General features: G+C 56.8%; 17 protein-coding genes. 13 read left to right on the forward strand and 4 right to left on the reverse strand.

Annotated features, from left to right (window positions below):
- Nucleotides 1–41: 41 nt before the first annotated feature.
- The 5 genes from nudF to parE are packed head-to-tail and all read left to right on the forward strand — an operon-like array spanning nucleotide 42 to nucleotide 4,450.
- Nucleotides 42–674, forward strand: coding sequence for an ADP-ribose diphosphatase (gene nudF / locus AAIR21_RS07420; protein ID WP_032680277.1), 633 nt, complete (start codon nucleotides 42–44; stop codon nucleotides 672–674).
- Complete coding sequence (locus AAIR21_RS07425) at nucleotides 671–1,093, forward strand: DUF1249 family protein (protein WP_014833293.1); 423 nt, start codon at nucleotides 671–673, stop codon at nucleotides 1,091–1,093. Before nudF ends, AAIR21_RS07425 begins: the two co-directional genes overlap by 4 nt.
- A 27-nt stretch (nucleotides 1,094–1,120) precedes the next feature.
- On the forward strand, nucleotides 1,121–1,948 hold the full coding sequence (cpdA, locus tag AAIR21_RS07430) for a 3',5'-cyclic-AMP phosphodiesterase (RefSeq protein ID WP_014171641.1): 828 nt from the start codon (nucleotides 1,121–1,123) through the stop codon (nucleotides 1,946–1,948).
- The gene (gene yqiA, locus AAIR21_RS07435) at nucleotides 1,948–2,529 is read left to right on the forward strand and encodes an esterase YqiA (protein WP_025203008.1); all 582 of its coding nucleotides are present in this window, start codon (nucleotides 1,948–1,950) and stop codon (nucleotides 2,527–2,529) included. Before cpdA ends, yqiA begins: the two co-directional genes overlap by 1 nt.
- A gap of 28 nt (nucleotides 2,530–2,557) precedes the next feature.
- On the forward strand, nucleotides 2,558–4,450 hold the full coding sequence (gene parE, locus AAIR21_RS07440) for a DNA topoisomerase IV subunit B (protein ID WP_020883640.1): 1,893 nt from the start codon (nucleotides 2,558–2,560) through the stop codon (nucleotides 4,448–4,450).
- Nucleotides 4,451–4,533: 83 nt separating this feature from the next.
- Here the strand turns inward: parE and AAIR21_RS07445 are convergent, their stop codons facing one another.
- Complete coding sequence (locus tag AAIR21_RS07445) at nucleotides 4,534–6,675, reverse strand: TonB-dependent siderophore receptor (protein ID WP_183516714.1); 2,142 nt, start codon at nucleotides 6,673–6,675, stop codon at nucleotides 4,534–4,536.
- A gap of 384 nt (nucleotides 6,676–7,059) precedes the next feature.
- Between AAIR21_RS07445 and AAIR21_RS07450 the strand changes: the two genes are divergently transcribed.
- From AAIR21_RS07450 to AAIR21_RS07470, 5 genes are read left to right on the forward strand one after another with little or no spacing between them, the layout of a single operon-like run.
- Entirely contained in the window at nucleotides 7,060–7,872 is an 813-nt protein-coding gene (locus tag AAIR21_RS07450) for an ABC transporter ATP-binding protein (RefSeq protein ID WP_014171637.1), read from the forward strand.
- On the forward strand, nucleotides 7,869–8,852 hold the full coding sequence (locus AAIR21_RS07455; RefSeq protein WP_032680280.1) for a FecCD family ABC transporter permease: 984 nt from the start codon (nucleotides 7,869–7,871) through the stop codon (nucleotides 8,850–8,852). Before AAIR21_RS07450 ends, AAIR21_RS07455 begins: the two co-directional genes overlap by 4 nt.
- Nucleotides 8,849–9,889, forward strand: a complete 1,041-nt coding sequence (locus AAIR21_RS07460) for a FecCD family ABC transporter permease (RefSeq protein WP_032680281.1) — start codon at nucleotides 8,849–8,851, stop codon at nucleotides 9,887–9,889. Before AAIR21_RS07455 ends, AAIR21_RS07460 begins: the two co-directional genes overlap by 4 nt.
- A gap of 9 nt (nucleotides 9,890–9,898) precedes the next feature.
- Nucleotides 9,899–10,849, forward strand: coding sequence for an iron-siderophore ABC transporter substrate-binding protein (locus AAIR21_RS07465; RefSeq protein WP_032680282.1), 951 nt, complete (start codon nucleotides 9,899–9,901; stop codon nucleotides 10,847–10,849).
- On the forward strand, nucleotides 10,846–11,733 hold the full coding sequence (locus tag AAIR21_RS07470) for a MurR/RpiR family transcriptional regulator (RefSeq protein ID WP_014171632.1): 888 nt from the start codon (nucleotides 10,846–10,848) through the stop codon (nucleotides 11,731–11,733). Before AAIR21_RS07465 ends, AAIR21_RS07470 begins: the two co-directional genes overlap by 4 nt.
- A gap of 5 nt (nucleotides 11,734–11,738) precedes the next feature.
- On the opposite strand, the gene AAIR21_RS07475 is transcribed toward AAIR21_RS07470, so the two are convergent.
- The gene (locus AAIR21_RS07475; RefSeq protein WP_183516713.1) at nucleotides 11,739–12,578 is read right to left on the reverse strand and encodes an AraC family transcriptional regulator; all 840 of its coding nucleotides are present in this window, start codon (nucleotides 12,576–12,578) and stop codon (nucleotides 11,739–11,741) included.
- A 166-nt stretch (nucleotides 12,579–12,744) separates the two neighbouring features.
- Here AAIR21_RS07475 and AAIR21_RS07480 point away from each other — a divergent pair, with 166 nt between their 5' ends.
- The 3 genes from AAIR21_RS07480 to AAIR21_RS07490 are packed head-to-tail and all read left to right on the forward strand — an operon-like array spanning nucleotide 12,745 to nucleotide 17,072.
- The gene (locus tag AAIR21_RS07480) at nucleotides 12,745–14,559 is read left to right on the forward strand and encodes a DUF2264 domain-containing protein (RefSeq protein WP_183516712.1); all 1,815 of its coding nucleotides are present in this window, start codon (nucleotides 12,745–12,747) and stop codon (nucleotides 14,557–14,559) included.
- A gap of 32 nt (nucleotides 14,560–14,591) precedes the next feature.
- Complete coding sequence (locus AAIR21_RS07485; RefSeq protein WP_025203155.1) at nucleotides 14,592–15,857, forward strand: oligosaccharide MFS transporter; 1,266 nt, start codon at nucleotides 14,592–14,594, stop codon at nucleotides 15,855–15,857.
- Between the two features lie 27 nt (nucleotides 15,858–15,884).
- Nucleotides 15,885–17,072 carry a glycoside hydrolase family 88 protein gene (locus AAIR21_RS07490; RefSeq protein WP_020883650.1) on the forward strand — a complete coding sequence of 396 codons (1,188 nt, stop codon included), beginning with the start codon at nucleotides 15,885–15,887 and terminating at the stop codon, nucleotides 17,070–17,072.
- A 58-nt stretch (nucleotides 17,073–17,130) separates the two neighbouring features.
- Here AAIR21_RS07490 and AAIR21_RS07495 read toward each other — a convergent pair whose 3' ends face one another.
- Together AAIR21_RS07495 and AAIR21_RS07500 are read right to left on the reverse strand one after the other, a co-directional pair.
- The gene (locus AAIR21_RS07495; protein ID WP_014171627.1) at nucleotides 17,131–17,445 is read right to left on the reverse strand and encodes a putative quinol monooxygenase; all 315 of its coding nucleotides are present in this window, start codon (nucleotides 17,443–17,445) and stop codon (nucleotides 17,131–17,133) included.
- Nucleotides 17,446–17,475: 30 nt separating this feature from the next.
- Complete coding sequence (locus AAIR21_RS07500; protein WP_020883651.1) at nucleotides 17,476–18,057, reverse strand: NAD(P)H-dependent oxidoreductase; 582 nt, start codon at nucleotides 18,055–18,057, stop codon at nucleotides 17,476–17,478.
- Between the last annotated feature and the right edge of the window lie 6 nt (nucleotides 18,058–18,063).

Genomic DNA, 18,063 nt, shown 5'->3' on the forward strand with positions numbered 1-18,063 from the left:
AAATTCATAATTTCATCACCATTGCTACCAGGACTCGACTCATGCAAAAACCAGAAAACTTGCCCGTGACATTCGCGAAAAACGATGTAGAAATTATTGCACGAGAAACGCTTTATAGCGGTTTTTTTTCAATGGAACTTTACCGTTTCAGGCATCGCCTGTTTAACGGCGAAATGAGCGGTGAAATCAGACGCGAAATTTTTGAGCGCGGGCATGCGGCAGTCTTGCTACCCTTTGACCCAGTGCGTGATGAAGTCGTGCTGGTGGAGCAGATCCGTATTGCCGCGTATGACGTCAGCGTCAGCCCCTGGCTGCTGGAGATGGTGGCCGGCATGATTGAAGAGGGCGAATCGGTCGAAGACGTTGCCCGCCGCGAGGCGCTGGAAGAGGCGGGGCTGGTGGTTGGCCGGACAAAACCGGTGCTGAGTTATCTGGCAAGCCCAGGCGGCACCAGCGAGCGCTTGTCCATTATGGTGGGCGAAGTGGACGCCACGACGGCGGAAGGGATCCACGGTCTGGCAGATGAAAACGAAGATATTCGGGTTCATGTGGTGAGTCGGGAGCAGGCTTATCAGTGGGTAGAAGAGGGGAAAATCGACAACGCAGCGTCTGTCATCGCTCTGCAATGGCTGCAACTGCATTATCAGACTTTACGAAACGAGTGGAAAAAATGAAGCGTTATACACCTGACTTCCCAGAAATGATGCGCCTGTGCGAAACCAATTTCGCACAATTGCGCCGCCTGCTGCCGAAAAACGACGCACCCGGCGAAACGGTGAGCTATCAGGTGAGCAACGCGCAGTATCGATTAACGATAACAGAATCAACGCGCTACACTACGCTTGTCGAAATTGAACAAACGGCGCCCAGCATTAGCTACTGGAGCCTGCCGTCGATGACGGTGCGCCTTTACCATGACGCGATGGTCGCTGAAGTGTGTTCAAGCCAGCAGATCTTTCGCTTCAAAGCGCGGTATGATTATCCGAATAAAAAGTTGCATCAACGCGACGAAAAGCATCAAATTAACCAGTTTTTAGCCGACTGGCTAAGATATTGTTTAGCACATGGAGCAATGGCGATTCCGGTTTGTTAGCGTCATAAACCTACCTAAGGACACCATTTGGAAAGCCTGTTGAACCTGACTGTTGCTGGTGGGGCACCAGTCAGGATATTACAAATCACCGATACCCACCTTTTTGCCGAAAAGCATGAAACTCTGCTTGGGGTGAATACCTGGGAGAGCTATCAGGCGGTACTTAGCGCCATTCACGCTGAAAATCGCCCATGCGATCTGATTGTCGCGACGGGCGATCTGGCGCAGGACCAATCCTCCGCGGCCTACCAGCATTTCGCTGAAGGCATCGCGAGTTTTAGCGTGCCTTGCGTCTGGCTACCGGGAAATCACGATTTCCAGCCTGCCATGTACAGCTCTCTGCAGGATGCGGGGATCTCTCCGGCAAAATGTGTTTTTGTGGGTGACCACTGGCAGATCCTGCTGCTGGACAGCCAGGTCTTTGGCGTCCCACACGGTGAGTTAAGCGACTTTCAACTCGACTGGCTTGAGACCAAATTGTCTGCCGAACCTGAACGTCATACGCTGCTGTTGCTGCATCATCATCCTTTGCCGGCGGGCTGTAGCTGGCTTGATCAACACAGCCTGCGCAACTCTGCCGCTCTGGACAGAGTGCTGGCGAAATTCCCGCGGGTGCAGAATCTCCTGTGCGGACACATTCATCAGGAACAGGATCTCGACTGGAATGGCCGCCGACTGCTGGCCACGCCCTCGACCTGCGTTCAGTTCAAGCCGCATTGCGCAAACTTTACCCTGGACACCATCGCACCGGGCTGGCGCTGGCTCGAACTGCATCCCGATGGCCTGCTCACCACGGAAGTCTGCCGTTTAACCGGCGCAAAATTCCGCCCGGACACCGCTTCAGAAGGCTATTGATGTCTACGCTCCTCTATCTGCACGGATTCAACAGTTCGCCGCGTTCCGCGAAAGCGACGCAGTTTCGCCAGTGGCTGAGCGAACATCACCCGCACGTTGAGATGATTATCCCTCAACTGCCGCCTTACCCGGCGGAAGCCGCAGAAATGCTGGAATCGGTAGTGATGGAACACGGCGGCGAATCGTTCGGCGTGGTCGGTTCTTCGCTGGGCGGATATTACGCCACCTGGCTCTCGCAATGTTTTATGCTGCCTGCGGTGGTGGTTAACCCGGCGGTTCGGCCATTTGAGCTGCTGCGGGACTTTCTCGGGCAAAACGAGAACCCCTACACCGGCCAACAATATGTGCTAGAGTCACGCCATATTTACGATCTCAAAGTTATGCAGGTAGACCCGCTTGAAGCGCCCGATCTTATCTGGTTGCTGCAACAGACGGGTGATGAAGTGCTGGATTACCGCCAGGCAGTGGCGTATTACGCATCCTGCCGCCAGACTATAGAAGAAGGCGGAAACCATGCTTTCACGGGCTTTGAGAATCATTTCACCCAGATTGTCGATTTTCTTGGACTGCACAGCCACTGACAATCAATGCGAACTGCTAGTTTAAATCATGACGCAAACCTATAACGCTGATGCCATTGAGGTACTCACCGGGCTTGAGCCGGTTCGCCGCCGCCCTGGGATGTACACCGATACGACACGCCCAAACCATCTGGGCCAGGAAGTTATTGATAACAGTGTGGATGAAGCGCTGGCTGGCCATGCCAAACGCGTTGACGTCATCCTCCATGCCGATCAGTCGCTGGAAGTCATCGACGACGGACGCGGCATGCCGGTGGATATCCACCCGGAAGAGGGGGTGCCAGCCGTTGAGCTGATCCTCTGTCGTCTTCATGCGGGCGGTAAGTTCTCCAACAAAAACTACCAGTTCTCGGGTGGTTTGCACGGCGTGGGGATCTCCGTGGTTAACGCCCTGTCCAGACGCGTGGAAGTCAATGTCCGCCGCGACGGTCAGGTGTATAACATCGCCTTTGAAAACGGCGAGAAGGTGCAGGATCTGCAGGTCGTCGGCACGTGCGGCAAGCGCAATACCGGGACCAGCGTCCACTTCTGGCCTGACGAAAGCTTCTTTGACAGTCCTCGTTTCTCTGTTTCACGCCTGACGCACCTGCTGAAAGCCAAAGCGGTACTGTGCCCTGGCGTGGAAATTACCTTTAAAGATAACGTCAACAACACCGAACAGACCTGGCGCTATGAAGACGGTCTAAACGACTATCTGTGCGAAGCCGTTAACGGCCTGCCAACCCTGCCGGAAAAACCGTTTGTCGGTAATTTCACCGGTGATACGGAAGCGGTGGACTGGGCGCTGTTGTGGCTGCCGGAAGGCGGCGAGCTGCTGACCGAAAGCTACGTCAACCTGATCCCGACCATGCTTGGCGGTACGCACGTCAACGGTCTGCGTCAGGGGCTGCTGGATGCAATGCGCGAGTTCTGCGAATACCGCAACATTCTGCCCCGCGGCGTGAAGCTGTCGGCGGAAGATATCTGGGATCGCTGCGCCTACGTCCTGTCGGTGAAGATGCAGGATCCGCAGTTCGCCGGTCAGACCAAAGAACGTTTGTCCTCACGTCAGTGTGCGGCGTTCGTCTCCGGCGTGGTCAAAGATGCTTTCACCCTGTGGCTGAACCAGAACGTGCAGGCCGCCGAGATGCTGGCAGAAATGGCCATTTCCAGCGCCCAGCGACGCCTGCGTGCTGCCAAGAAGGTGGTACGTAAAAAACTGACCAGTGGCCCGGCGCTTCCGGGCAAGCTGGCGGACTGTACTGCGCAGGATCTGAACCGCACCGAACTGTTCCTCGTGGAAGGGGACTCGGCAGGAGGCTCTGCCAAGCAGGCGCGCGATCGTGAATATCAGGCGATCATGCCGCTCAAGGGTAAGATCCTGAACACCTGGGAAGTGTCGTCGGATGAAGTGCTGGCCTCGCAGGAAGTGCATGATATCTCCGTTGCGATCGGCATCGATCCGGACAGCGACGATCTGAGCCAGCTGCGCTACGGTAAGATCTGTATCCTCGCGGATGCGGACTCCGATGGTCTGCACATCGCTACGCTGCTGTGCGCGCTGTTTGTGAAGCACTTCAGGACGCTGGTGAAAAACGGTCACGTCCACGTGGCGCTGCCGCCGCTCTACCGTATCGACCTCGGCAAAGAGGTCTACTACGCGCTGACGGAAGAGGAAAAAGCGGGCGTACTGGAACAGCTCAAGCGTAAGAAGGGCAAACCGAACGTGCAGCGCTTTAAAGGGCTGGGCGAGATGAACCCGATGCAGTTGCGCGAAACCACGCTGGATCCAAACACCCGCCGCCTGGTGCAATTGACCATCAGCGACGAAGACGAACAGCAAACCAACGCCATGATGGATATGCTGCTTGCCAAGAAGCGTTCGGAAGACCGACGCAACTGGCTGCAGGAAAAAGGCGATATGGCGGATATTGAGGCCTGATGCCCTCTCTTTACTCCTCTCCCACCGGGAGAGGGGTTGGAACGAAGGCCCGGTAGGCGCTAGCGCCACCGGGCTTTTTTACATCAAAATTCCATCTTCACCGTAAACTGCACTTCACGCGGATCGCCTGGCTGGTTGCCGAGGTTATTGGTCGCAATCGACGAGGTGTAGTAGGTCTTATCAAACAGGTTCTTCACGTTGACCTGAAGCGTCACCGGATACTGTAGCTTCATTTTATAGGCCGCAAAGGCATCAGCAACAACGTACCCTGGCAAATAATAATCCGCACCGTTGGTCGCGGAGCGACGGCTCACGCCGTGTCCACCGCCGCCAATTGTCAGGGTATTCCCGCCGATGACATTGTGAATATCGTACGTCAGGAACAGCGAACCGGTATGGCGCGGCACGTTTGGCAGCGGTTTGCCGGCATAATCCGGGTCTTCCAGCACTTTCGCGTCGGTGTAGCCATAGCTGGCAATAATATTGGTGTTCTCGGTCAGAGAGCCTGCCAGATCCACTTCCACGCCCTGCGAGCGCACGCGGCCAGCGGTTTTAGCAATGTTTTCACCCGCCACGCTTTCGGTGTACAGCACGTTGCGCTTGTGGATATCAAACAACGCGATGTTGGCGGTAATACCGTTGAACAGGTCAAATTTAGCGCCGACTTCGTAGGCATTGGACGTTTCTGGTGGCAGGTCGCCAATGTAGCTCGCGATGGACGATTGCGGCATAAACGTCTGGGCGTAGTTCGCAAACAGCGAGACGGATGGCGTGAGCTTGTAGACCAGCCCCAGCTTCGGCGTCCACTGGTCGTCGCGGCTGTCGGTATTGACGTTGAATGGCCGGCCCTTGCCCGCGTACTGGGTGTAATACTGATAACGCAACCCCGCGACGGCAATCCATTTATCCGTCAGGTACAGGGCGTCCTGAGCGTAAGCGGAGTAACTCTCCTGTTTGAGCGTCTGATCGCTGTCCGCGGCGGAAACGGTCGTACACTTGCTCAGATTGCCGTAAGACGGATGGTAAATATTGAAATCTTTAACATTCTTACAGCGAATCATATCCGTGCGCAGCAGGTCGTAATTCTCATACGACACGCCGGTCAGGATCTCATTGTAAAAGCCCGCGATATCCACGTTCCCCTGCAGGTCTGCACGGGTGGAATGCATGCGCTGCGTTGATCCTTGCGTCGCATCGACACGGCGGGTCAGGTTGCCGGTTTTCGCGTCATAGGCCATCACCCGCGCCTGGTTATCGCTGTATTTATCCTGGCTGTAGCTGTAATCGAACTTCGCTGTCCACTGGCTGTTAAGGCGGTATTCCGCGTTGAGCTGCGCCAGATCGGACTGGCCATCGGTAATGTTGAACGGCTCGTCAAACCGGGTTTTACGGTCAACATTCACCGGCTGTTTGGTCGTGAGATCGAAGATCGTGCCGCGATCGAACGGCGTCTTATAATCACGATGTGAATAGAGCACGGTCACGGTGGCGTCATCGCCAAACCAGGTCAGCGAGGGCGCGATAAAGGTGCTGCGCGCCTTGCCGAAACTTCGCCAGTAATCTTCGTCCTGGTACTCGCCCGTCAGGCGGTAAGCCAGGCGCGTTCCTTCAATGGGACCCGTGACATCGACCTGGCCGGTACCGCCGCCAAAACTTGAGGAGGTGCCCGAGATCGAACCGCCAAACTGTTTTTCCGGGCGTCGGGTGACCACATTGATAAGCCCTCCCGGATCGAGGATGCCGTACAGCGTTGAGGCCGGTCCCTTGAGGACTTCCACACGCTCGGTGGCCGCGTTAAAGCTGCGCGGCAGCACGGTGCGCAGGCCGTTGGTCATGATTGAACCGTCGCGGTTCGCGCCAAATCCACGGCGTACAAACGCATCCTGCGTGCCGCCCAGCGTGTTGGTCTGCACCACGTTACTGACGTTATAGAGGGCTTCATCCAGCGTGGTAGCGTGCTGATCTTCCAGCACTTTATCGCTGACAGTATTTACCACCTGCGGGATATCCAGCATCGGCATATTGGTCAGTGTGGCGGTGGAGGTGTTCAGCGGCTGATAGCCGTTGGTGGCATCGGCCACGGCATTAGGATCGGCGGTGACGGTAAGCGTTTCACCGTCCTGAGCCGCAGTGTTGTCTGCTGCCTGCACCAGCGGCGCCATAAACAGCAGTGAAAAGAGCGCGCGCCCTTTTACCCCAGAGAGTGAAGGAGTGAACGTAGCCATTACATCTGTTTTCCCGAAATATCCCGCGAATGAAGCGTCACGGAAGAATGTGTGAGTCATTGCCCTTTACGGTCTGCTCGTTAGCCATCGCTGGCATCGAACATGTAATTGAGAATCATTCAATCATGCGCTGATGTAGTAGTAAATGGAAAAAAGCAAAAATCGACTACAGCGGTACTTCCGCTCTGATGCTTAGCGAGGTAAGTAATTAACCTGTTGAAAATAAATTAATTAATGCGTTTGGCGGTTTTCCCGTTCCTGCACGATAACCCTGGGGTTTTAAGGGTGTTTCTTCTCTTGACTACTACATGGCGCAGCGGCAAACTCTCAAAAGAGAATGAGTTTTATTTTTATTTGTTAGTTTTTTATTAAGTTGGCGTTCACGTGGCTCACAACACGAATAAGTCAGGGCTGGTTCTTGAAAACCTCTCTGCTGGCTATCAGAAAAAAATCATCGTCGATGAGATCTCGCTTGCGATCCCCCCACAGAAAATAACCGTTCTGGTGGGCGCGAACGGCTGTGGAAAATCCACGCTACTGAGCACGATCGCACGTCTGCTGCAACCGCTCGGGGGAGCTGCGCTGCTGGATGGCAAAGCCATTCATCAACAGCCAACCAAAGCGGTCGCCCGTCAGCTGGGCATTCTGCCGCAGTCACCGCTGTTGCCGGAAGGGTTAACCGTGTTTGAACTGGTTTCGCGCGGGCGTTTCCCCTGGCAAAATTTTATGCGCCAGTGGAGTGACGAAGACGAGCAGGCCGTGGAAGAGGCACTGCGCCTGACCGGTACGGCGGAGTTTGCCCATTTGCCGGTGGAAAGCCTTTCCGGCGGCCAGCGTCAGCGCTGCTGGATTGCGATGGCGCTGGCGCAGCAAACGCCCTATATCCTGCTCGACGAGCCGACAACGTTTCTTGACCTCCGCTATCAGGTGGAAATCCTTGAACTGCTGCATACGCTGACCCGTCAGCACGGGCGCACCGTCGTGGTGGTGCTGCACGATCTTAACTTCGCGGTGAACTACGGTGATTCCCTGGTCTTTTTACGCCAGGGGAAAGTAGAGGGCGTGCTTCACGAGGGTGATACCTGTACGCCGGAACTGATCAAAGCGGTGTTTGAGGTTGACGTACATATGTCAGTTAATCCGCTCACCGGCAAACCGTTCTTCATGCCGTTTCGCCAGGTCGCAGAAAAATCATGATGCGAACGTCACTGGCTTTTCTGCTCTTTGCGCTACTGCTGGTGATGGGCGCAATTGCACACCTGGGCACGGGCGCGCGCGTTATTTCTCCCCTGACGGTCGTGCAGGCTTTTGTCGATTTCGACCCGCGCAATTTCGACCATAACATCATTATCAGGCTGCGCCTGTTACGCCTCCTTGCGGCCATGCTGACCGGCGCTGCACTTGGCGTGGCAGGCGTCTTGCTGCAGTCCGTTATTCGTAACCCGCTGGGCGAGCCGCATATTCTGGGGCTGAATGCCGGTGCCGCGCTGGCCGTCGTGCTGACAAGCGCACTCGGGTTCACCCTGCCGTTTGGTCGCCCGCTGATTGCCGCCGCCGGCGCCGCCGCGCTGTTTCTGCTGGTACTGATGCTCTCCTCTTCGGGACGCGGCGGGTTGACGCCGATGAAAGTCACCTTGTGCGGGGTGGCGATGTCGGCGTTCGCCTCCTCGATTACCGCCACGGTCCTGATCCTTGATGAGCAGACGCTTCTCGCCTTACGCACCTGGCTGGCGGGGGATTTGGCCGGAATAACAGAAAGAACGCTTCGCAGCGCTTCGTGGGCCGCTGGCGCGGGTTTCGCCCTTGCGCTCTGGCTGTCGCGGTCACTCAATATGCTGGCACTGGGGGATCGGATGGCCCAGGGGCTTGGCGTATCGCTTCTCAGGACGCGCCTGTTCGCGCTGCTGGCAATCGCGCTGCTGTGCGGCGCGGCAGTCTCCGTTGCCGGGCCGATTGGTTTTATTGGCCTCGTGGTGCCACAGCTGATACGGCGTCTGGTGACGGTGGATCTGCGCGTGATGGTGCCGCTTTCAGCCCTGTGTGGAGGGTTGGTTTTGCTGCTGGCGGATCTCGCCGCCCGCACGCTGTTTACCCCTTATGAACTGGCGACCGGCATTATGACCGCGCTGGTCGGTGCTCCCGTCTTTATCTTTATGGCCTCGAGGGCGTTCAAATGAGCCGGGCCGGACTGCGCGCGTTGCGTATTGGCACCTTTTCTACGCTGGTACGCCCGAGGGCGCTGGCCTGCCTTGCGCTGATTTCGCTCGCGGCCTTTATCCTGCTCGGGTTTGGCCTGACGCACGGCTCGCTGCCGATCCCGACGTCGGCCATCGGACGGGCGCTGCTGTATCCGCAAAGTCTGGAGGCGGATACGCGCTACATCGTGATGGATATCCGCCTGCCGCGTCTGCTGATGGCGGTGTTATGCGGTGCCATGCTCGGCATGGCGGGGGCAGCGATGCAGTCTGTCACTCGTAATGGCCTTGCCGACCCGGGGCTTATCGGCGTGAAAGAGGGATGTAGCGCGGCGGTGCTGGTGCTGATTTTTCAGTTCCCGGCGCTCAGCCTGGCCTGGCGACCGCTGGCGGGAATGGCGGGGGGCATACTCACCGCGCTGCTGGTGGTGGCGCTGGCGCGCGATATTTCGCGGCCGCGATTTATCCTGACGGGGATCGGCGTTTCCTGGGCGTTTGCCGCGGCAATGGGGGTCTTCATGACCACCGCCGACGTGCGTGACGTGCAGACGGCGATGCTGTGGCTGGCGGGAAGCCTGCATGCAGCAAACTGGACGCTGGTGGTCATTGCGGCAGCCTGGACGCTGCCGGCATTTGCGCTATTGCTGTTGACCGCGCGCGCCGCAGACGTGGCCCTGATGGGCAACCCCACCGCAACGGGGCTTGGCGTACACACCTCACGGCTGGCGCTGCTGCGCGTGCTTGCCCCGGTGGTGCTGACCGCGGCCTGCGTCTCCTGCGTGGGCAGTATCGGTTTTGTGGGACTGATTGCGCCACATATGGCACGCCTGCTGCTGCGCGGCGGACAAACCGCGCTGCTGGCGGGAAGTGCCGTGCTGGGTGCGCTGCTGGTTCTGCTGGCAGATAACGTCGGACGTCTGGCTTTCCTGCCGCTGCAGCTGCCGGCAGGCGTAGTCATTTCATTGATTGGCGGACCGTTTTTCCTGCTGCTGCTCTGGCAGCGACGGGACAGATTTTAGGGGATGGAGATGCGTATACTTTTTTCGATGTTGTTGCTGGTGGGGTTTACCGTGAGTGCGGCGGAGCCGACGCAGACGTTTACCGACGATCTGAACCGCAAGGTGACTGTGCCCCTTCACCCAAAGCGGATTGTCTCGCTGCACGATCTGGATATCACCATTCCGCTGATTGAGCTCGGCGTGCCGCCAGTGGCAAGCCACGGGCGCACGCGGCCGGACGGTAGCCATTTTCTGCGCGCCAGCGGCATGCTGACGGGCGTTGATTTTGATAACGCCGACATCAAATTTATCGGCTCCGCGGATATCGACATCGAGGCCATCGCCGCTGCAAAGCCGGATCTGATCATCACCGAACCGACCCGTAACACGCCGGTTGAACAGCTGGAGAAAATTGCCCCGACGGTGAGTATCGATCATCTCGATGGCGGCGCGCCGGAGATCTACCGCAAGCTGGCACAGCTCACGGGCACTGAAGCCCGGCTGAAGATCCTTGAACGTCGCTATCAGGAGCAGATTAACGCCCTGAAAGCGACCATCGACACCCGCAACATCACCGTGTCGGTGATACAGGCCAACCAGGGCAAAATCAACGCCATGCACAGCTACCACTCGCTGGGGCGCGTGCTGCGCGACGCAGGATTCACATTCCCGCCGCTGATTGAGTCCATCCCTGACGGCGGTCGAATTGACGTCAGCGCCGAGCGTCTGCCCGAGCTGGATGCAGATTTTGTCTTTGCCACCTGGCGCGGGGATACCGGCGGCAAACCGCAGGATGAGCTGGCAGCGATGGATGCTGTGATGCCTGGCTGGTGTCAGTTCCTCAATGCCTGTCGCACCGGCCACTACATACTGATCTCCCGTGAAGAGGCCATCTCGAACTCCTTTGCCTCCTTAGGACTGATGGCCGCCCAGGTGCAGTCGCAGATTGTCGGTCGACCGCTGCCGGAGGCGTCACAGTGATCAGAAAAGACAAAGCCCGGGTTGATGTCTATGGCGACCGCTTTCGCTCGCGGGGGCACCAGCTCACGCCGCGCCTGCTGCAGGTTGCGCGTTACATCAATGAAAACCGCGAAGCGGTGATGGAGCAGACGGCGATGGAGATTGCCGCGTTGCTGAAAACCTCGGACGCTACGGTGGTACGCGCCATTCAGGCTCTTGGCTTTGCCGGGCTGCGTGACCTGAAGCAGACTCTGGAGCAGTGGTTTGGGCCAGTGGTCTCCTCCAGCGAAAAAATGTCCACCACGGTGAATACGCTCACCAGCGACGTGAACGCGAGCATCGATTTTGTGCTGGAAGGGCATCAGCATACCTGTGACGTACTATCCGAGCCGCACAACCGCTACGCAATGGCGCAGGCGGTATCGTTGCTGGCGCAGGCACGTCAGGTCGCGATCTTTGGGATTGGGGCTTCCGGCATTCTGGCCGAGTACACTTCCCGGCTGTTCAGCCGTATCGGCCTGCCCGCTATTGCGCTCAACCGCACCGGCATTGGTCTGGCAGAGCAACTGATAGCCTTACAGCGCGGCGACGTGCTGGTGATGATGGCGCAAAAATCGGCCCACCGGGAAGGACAAACCACGCTGCGTGAAGCGAAACGGCTGGGTATTCCCACGATATTGCTGACCAATGCTACGGACTCGCGCTTCAGCAAAGAGGCCAGCGTGGTGATCCACGTTCCGCGCGGCGGTGAAAAGGGCAAAATTCCGCTCCACGGCACGGTGCTGCTGTGTCTGGAGATGATCATTTTATCTGTAGCGTCAACGGAGCCCCAGCGCACCATCAGGTCGATGAAGCGCATTAACGAATTTCATCGCGGGTTAAAACCGGGCAAGAAGAGCGGGTGAGGGGTTCACGCCGCGCCATGATTTTTCCGGTACTGCAGCGGCGTCTCGCCAATCCCTTTTTTAAAAGCGCTGATAAACCACGTCACGTCGGAAAATCCCACCCGCGCGGCAATCTCACGCACGCTGGCATTGCTGTGCAGCAAGTACTCGCAGGCTTTTCGCAGCCGTAGCGTATTCAGATAGTCGTGGATCTTCTCGCCTGTTTCCGCATGGAATTTTCGCGATACATAGCTGCGTGATTTTCCCAGCTCAGCCGCCAGCGCATCCAGGCGAAATTTCTCCCGATAGTGCTCATCCAGCCAGAACATCACCTGGCTTGCCACCCCCTGACTGCTCCCCGGGGCACCGTCGTTATCATCCGGCAGCATGGCAAACAGGCTAATCAACAGCCCGGCAATGTTTTCGCTATTCAGCGGCGGCTGATAACAGCCAAGAATATAATCGATATGCTTCTGGCAATGCGCCAGGTCAGCGACCCAGGCCTCGCCGCCACGACGAGACAGCTTCTGCAGACGCTGCTGAGCCTGCGGAAAATCACGCAGGGTTTTCAGTACGGCATGCTGGTCGAGATGAATAATGGTGCGCCTGTAAAGGGCTTCTGCCTTCTCGTCCACCATCACCTTATGCAGGGTAAACGGTGGGAAGAAAAACAGCCGCCCGGGGCGCATGGTGTAATGACGGTTATCGACAATCGCCACGCCAAAGCCCTCTTCCACATAGAGAATTTCCAGACACTGATGCCAGTGGTGATAGCGCACCGTATTGGCGAACAGGCGGCTAAACGACACCACGGTGTCATTTAAGGTAATCAGCTCCAGATGATCGGATGTTGGCGTGTCGCGCATAGTGCAATAAAACTCAACTTTTTCCCGTCAGAATCTCTTTATAAACCACCTTTTTAAATTTTCTTAACTGCGGGTTTATTCATCGCTCTTAGCTGTGACATGGCTAACATTTCTGCCCCTTGCGGATTCACTATGCTTTGCCGCAGTTGATTACGAGGGTGAGCGTATGTGGGCGGCAAATAAAGAAAAATCAAATCCGTTGTCTTCACGCCAGGATATCGTGGCGTCATTGAATACTCTGTTGAGTGCGCTGGATAAGGCGTTTGCACCGGGCAGTTCACGATTTTCGCTGGGTGAAACCTGTGCGCATTACAGCACGGATATCGCGCAGATGGAGGGACTCTCACGTGCGTTATGGGGGCTGTTTCCGCTGCTGGCATCCGGCGATGCCAGCCCCTTTTGCGAAAAATACCTTACCGCGATCAAATTCGGCACCGATCCGCACAGTGACGGTTACTGGGGCGAAACCGGCCCCTACGATCAGCGTCTGGTCGAGATGGCGGCCTACGGTCTGGGGCTTGCCCTGCTGGGGGATAAACTCACCGCGCACTTCACCGGGCGCGAGGTCATGAACCTGCACGCATGGCTCAACCAGATCACCCATGCGCAAATGCCGGACAGCAACTGGAACTACTTTGCCATTATGGTGCAGCTCGGTTTTAAGCGCGCCGGGCTGCCGTATGACCAGACGGCGATTGACCGACGGTTTGCGATGATGGAAGCCTATTACCTGGGCGATGGCTGGTATTCCGACGGGCCGGGGCGGCCGAAAGATTATTACATCTCGATGGCATTCCATTTCTACGGCCTGATTTACGCCACCCTGAGCGGTGACGAGGAGAGGGCGCAGGTGCTGCGAGCGCGTTCGCGCCTGTTCGCCGAAGACTTTATCTACTGGTCAGCCGCCGACGGTGCCTCGGTACCGTTTGGTCGCAGCCTGACCTATCGCTTTGCAATGGTCGCCTTCTGGAGTGCCGTCGCCTTTTCCGGTCTGGAGGTGTTCACGCCGGGGATTGTGAAGGGCATCGTGCTGCGCCATCTGCGCTGGTGGCAGCAACAGCCCATCACCGATCGGGACGGCATTCTGACCCTCGGTTTTGCTTATCCGAACCTGGCGATGTGTGAGGACTATAACGCCCCCGGCTCGCCATACTGGGCGCTGAAAACCTACCTGATTCTGGCGATGCCGGAGGACCATCCGTTCTGGCAGGCTGAAGAGCAGCCGCTGCCCGCGCTTGCGGAAAAACGCGTCATCCCGCATGCACAGCAGATCCTGATGCATGCCGGTCAGTCGCAGCACGTCACCCTGCTTACCGCCGGGCAGCTTGAGCTGAATAACTACGTTAATACGGAAGCCAAATACACTAAATTTGCCTACTCCAGCCGCTTTGGTTTCACGATTGAGCGCGGACGGTTTGGCCTGAAACATGCCGCCTGCGACTCCATGCTGCTGCTGGCAGACGGGGATAACTATTTCCGCGGTCGCCGCGAATGTGAAGCGGTGCGGGTCACTGAAGATTATCTCTACTCACGCTGGTCTCCGTGGCATGACGTCCATATCGAAACCTGGCAAGTGCCGTTTGGTGAGTGGCACCTGCGCCTGCACCGTATCAACAGCGCGCGTCGACTGAATACGGCGGAGGGCGGTTTTGCGGTGATGAACACCGAACCGCAGATCCGTGAGAACGGATGCTGGCTTGTCGCCGGTAACGGCACCAGCGTGCTGGTCGATCTCTCTCCGGTGGTTAGCCGTGAACCGGACAGCATCGTCACACCGCCGAACAGCAGCATCATGTTCCCGGAATGCGCTGCCATTCCGCTGTTGAAAACCACGCTTGCGCAGGGGGAGAGCTGGCTCTGTTGTGCCGCCGTCGCCGGCGAAAGCCAGCCGGTTATGGCAGTCCCACAACTGAATATTAGCGAGAACCGGGTTGTTATCCGCGAGCCCGGCAGTGAGCGACAGCTGTCGTTCTCATTATAAAAACTCTGACCCTACACGTCGGCGAGGATGATATGAAAAAGACCGCTACAACAAACAGAACTGAATATTACAAAATCAGCAGTTTTATATTTCTCTATTTCTTTACCTGGTCTGCCAGTATTGGCCTGCTGGCTATCTGGTTAGGCCAGAAAGCGAACCTCAGTGGTTCGGTGATTGGTACCGTATTTGCGGTGAACGGGATTTTCTCCGTCATTCTGAAGCCCATCTATGGCTATATTCTCGATAAGATCGGCATGAGCAAATACCTGCTCTATTTTGTGGTGGCAATGTCTGCCCTGATGGCGCCGTTCTTTATTTATGTCTATCAGCCGCTGTTAATGTCCAACACGCTGCTGGGGATTATTATTGGCGCACTCTATTTAAGCTTTGCCTGGTATGCGGGCGTGGCGGCGTGCGAATCCTATTCTGACCGGTTTAGCCGTTTAAATGGCATGGAATTTGGCCAGATCCGGATGTGGGGCTCCCTTGGCTGGGCAGTGGCGTCCTCCTTCTCCGGCCTGCTGTTTAATCTCTCGCCAGCGTATAACTTTATTATGGGCAGCGTGGCATCGGTGGTGATGCTGATTGTCCTGTTGAGCCTGAAAGTGAATACTAACTCCGCACATGCCGGCGAAGTGCTGACGAAAGAGAAAATTGCCCCGTCAGACGTTTACGCGCTGCTGCGTAACCGTAAATTCTGGGCCTTCTGTCTGTACGTGGCCGGTGTGGCGTGGATGATGTTTATCGCCGAGCAGCAGTTTTCGCGCTATTTCGTGACCTTCTTTGATGATATTCACCAGGGCAATGCGGTGTTTGGTTATCTGGGGACCGTGCAGTCGGGAATGGAGTTTGTCATGTATATGGTGATCCCGCTGCTGGTGAACGCTATTGGCGCCAAACGTGGGCTGTTAATTGTCGGGCTGGTGGTCGGTGCGCGTCTGATTATTTCCGGTCTGTGTGATTCACATCTGTTAATTTCCATTCTTAAGCCGCTGTACGGTCTGGAAATTTGTCTGCTGCTGGTCTCCGTCTTTAAATATATTGCCGAACATTTCGATAAGCGTGTTAACGCCACCATGTATTTGCTGGGATATCAGGCGATGCTGTACGTCGGCAATGTCGTGGTCTCGTCGCCTGCTGGCTATATGTATGACCGCATCGGTTTCGAGAACACCTATATCATCATGGGCGCCACGGCGCTGATCTTCACGTTTATTTCTGCCTTTACGTTATCTGCCTGCCAGAGTAAATGGCGCGGCCCCCGCGCGCTGAACGTAGCAGAACCCTCATCACGATAATTAAGCCGTCAAAGAAGGAACCGAAATATGTTAAGTCGTATCGCAGAGGAACGCCTGCCCGCTATCCCCGTGCCCGTTGATTCGCGCGTATTCCGCGATGAACTGAGTTCAGCACGCGACCATGTCCTTGCGCTGATTAGCCGCCATTTAACGGCGTTTGGTGAGCAGTTCCCGGCGGAAACCTGCCAGCAGGGTTTTTATCCGCTGACCGACAACGTGGAGTGGACCACCAGCTTCTGGACCGGGCAGCTGTGGCTGGCGTGGGAGATGAGCGGCGAAGCGAAATTCCGCGCGATGGCGGAAAAACATGTGCGCTCGTTTGGCCTGCGTATCGCCGGGCGCCACGACACTAACACCCACGATCTGGGCTTTTTGTATACGCTCTCCTGCGTGGCGGCCTGGCGACTGACCGGTAACCGTGAGGCGCGTGGCTTCTCGCTGCTGGCGGCGGAGGCGCTGCTGGAGCGCTTCCACGAGAAGGCAAAAATTATTCAGGCGTGGGGCGATCTGGCTGACCCGGAACAGGCCGGGCGGATGATTATCGACTGCAATATGAACCTGCCGCTGCTCTACTGGGCGAGCGAACAGACGGGCGATCCGCGCTTTGCCGATGCTGCTAAAGCACACGTGATGCAGGCAGCGAGGTACCTTATCCGTGAAGATGCCTCAACGTTCCACACCTACTATATGGATGTGCACACCGGCGCGCCGCGCTACGGCAATACTCAGCAAGGCTATGCCGATGACTCCTGCTGGTCACGCGGGCAGGCGTGGGGAATTTACGGCTTCCTGTTGAGCTACATCTATACCGGTGATGCGACGATGATTGCCCTGTCGAAACGGCTGGCGAACTACTTCCTCAACCGTCTGCCGGAAGATTACGTCTGCCACTGGGATCTGGCGCTGGTCGGCACGGATGCGCTACGCGACGCGTCCTCGGCGGCGATTGCGGTATGTGGCCTGCTGGAGCTGGTGAAGCACCTGCCGGTGACCGATCCGGATCGCGAGCGGTATTCTGAATGGGCAAAAGGAATGATGTCGTCACTGACGAAACACTACCTGATGGGCAAAGATGAGAAGGGCACTGGGCTGCTGAAGCACTCCGTTTATCATCTGGCAAGCAATAAAGGCGTGGACGAGTGCGCGAGCTGGGGGGACTACTTCTACGTGGAGGCGTTGGTCAGGTTTACCCAAAGCTGGAAGTTGTACTGGTAATATGCCTCCCTGACCCTCTCCCGGAAGGGGGAGGGCAGGAATCAGGAGCAGGGTAAACTTACACCCCTTGCTCCAGAATGCGGATATGCGTTTCCAGCACATCGCCCTTCACCGCGTCGCTCCACGCTTTCATGTGCGCGGTCTGCAGGTGGGCTTCAAGATGGGCCACGGTTTCCCACTGCTCAATCATAATGATCGAGTCTGGGGCAGTAGCCTGGAAGCTGGCGGTGGTGGTGGCGTCGACCATCGGCGCGTAGCCGTGGCAGCCTTCTTCCTTCAGTACAGTGGGGATAATTTTCACGAACTCATCCAGCACCGCCTGGCGGTGATGTTGGCCTGGACGAGTACGGATTTCAGCAATAACAGTAAGCATGGTTAACTCCTTCTAATTCCAGGTTACCAGTTAAGCAAAAATTTCCGCGAGATGCTTGCGATATTCTGCGATATAGCGCGGGACGTCAGGCATTTTGATGACGTCGTTAACGATAAAGGTTGGCAGCGGCGTCATTCCGAGGAACTGGTTAGCTTTGTGGAACGGCAGATATGCGCCGTCAACGCCCACCCCTTCGAAGAACTGATCTTTTTCGGTGAACGCTTCCAGCGGTGCGTTCCAGGTCAGGGACAGCATATATTTTTTGCCCTGAATCAGGCCGCCAGAACCGTATTTTTTGGAGGCGTCGGAGCGGGTGCGACCGTCGCTGGCGTACAGTGCGCCATGGCCTTCGGTGAAGACATCATCCATGTATTTTTTCACGGTCCAGGGGGCGCCCATCCACCAGCCAGGCATTTGCCAGATAATCACGTCAGCCCACAAGAAGTTCTGCACTTCCGCGTTGACATCGTAATCGCTGTCCGCGCGCACGATCTTAACATCATGCCCGGCGTCGCGCAGAAAACCGTCCGCGACCTCGGTCAGGGTGTCATTCAGTTGGCCTTTAGAGTGCGCAAATTCTTTTGCACCGTTGATAATCAGAATGTTGCTCATGAGGTG

The sequence above is a fragment of the Enterobacter sp. PTB genome (genome assembly GCF_051130085.1).
In the GTDB taxonomy this organism is placed as follows: Bacteria; Pseudomonadota; Gammaproteobacteria; order Enterobacterales; family Enterobacteriaceae; genus Enterobacter; species Enterobacter ludwigii.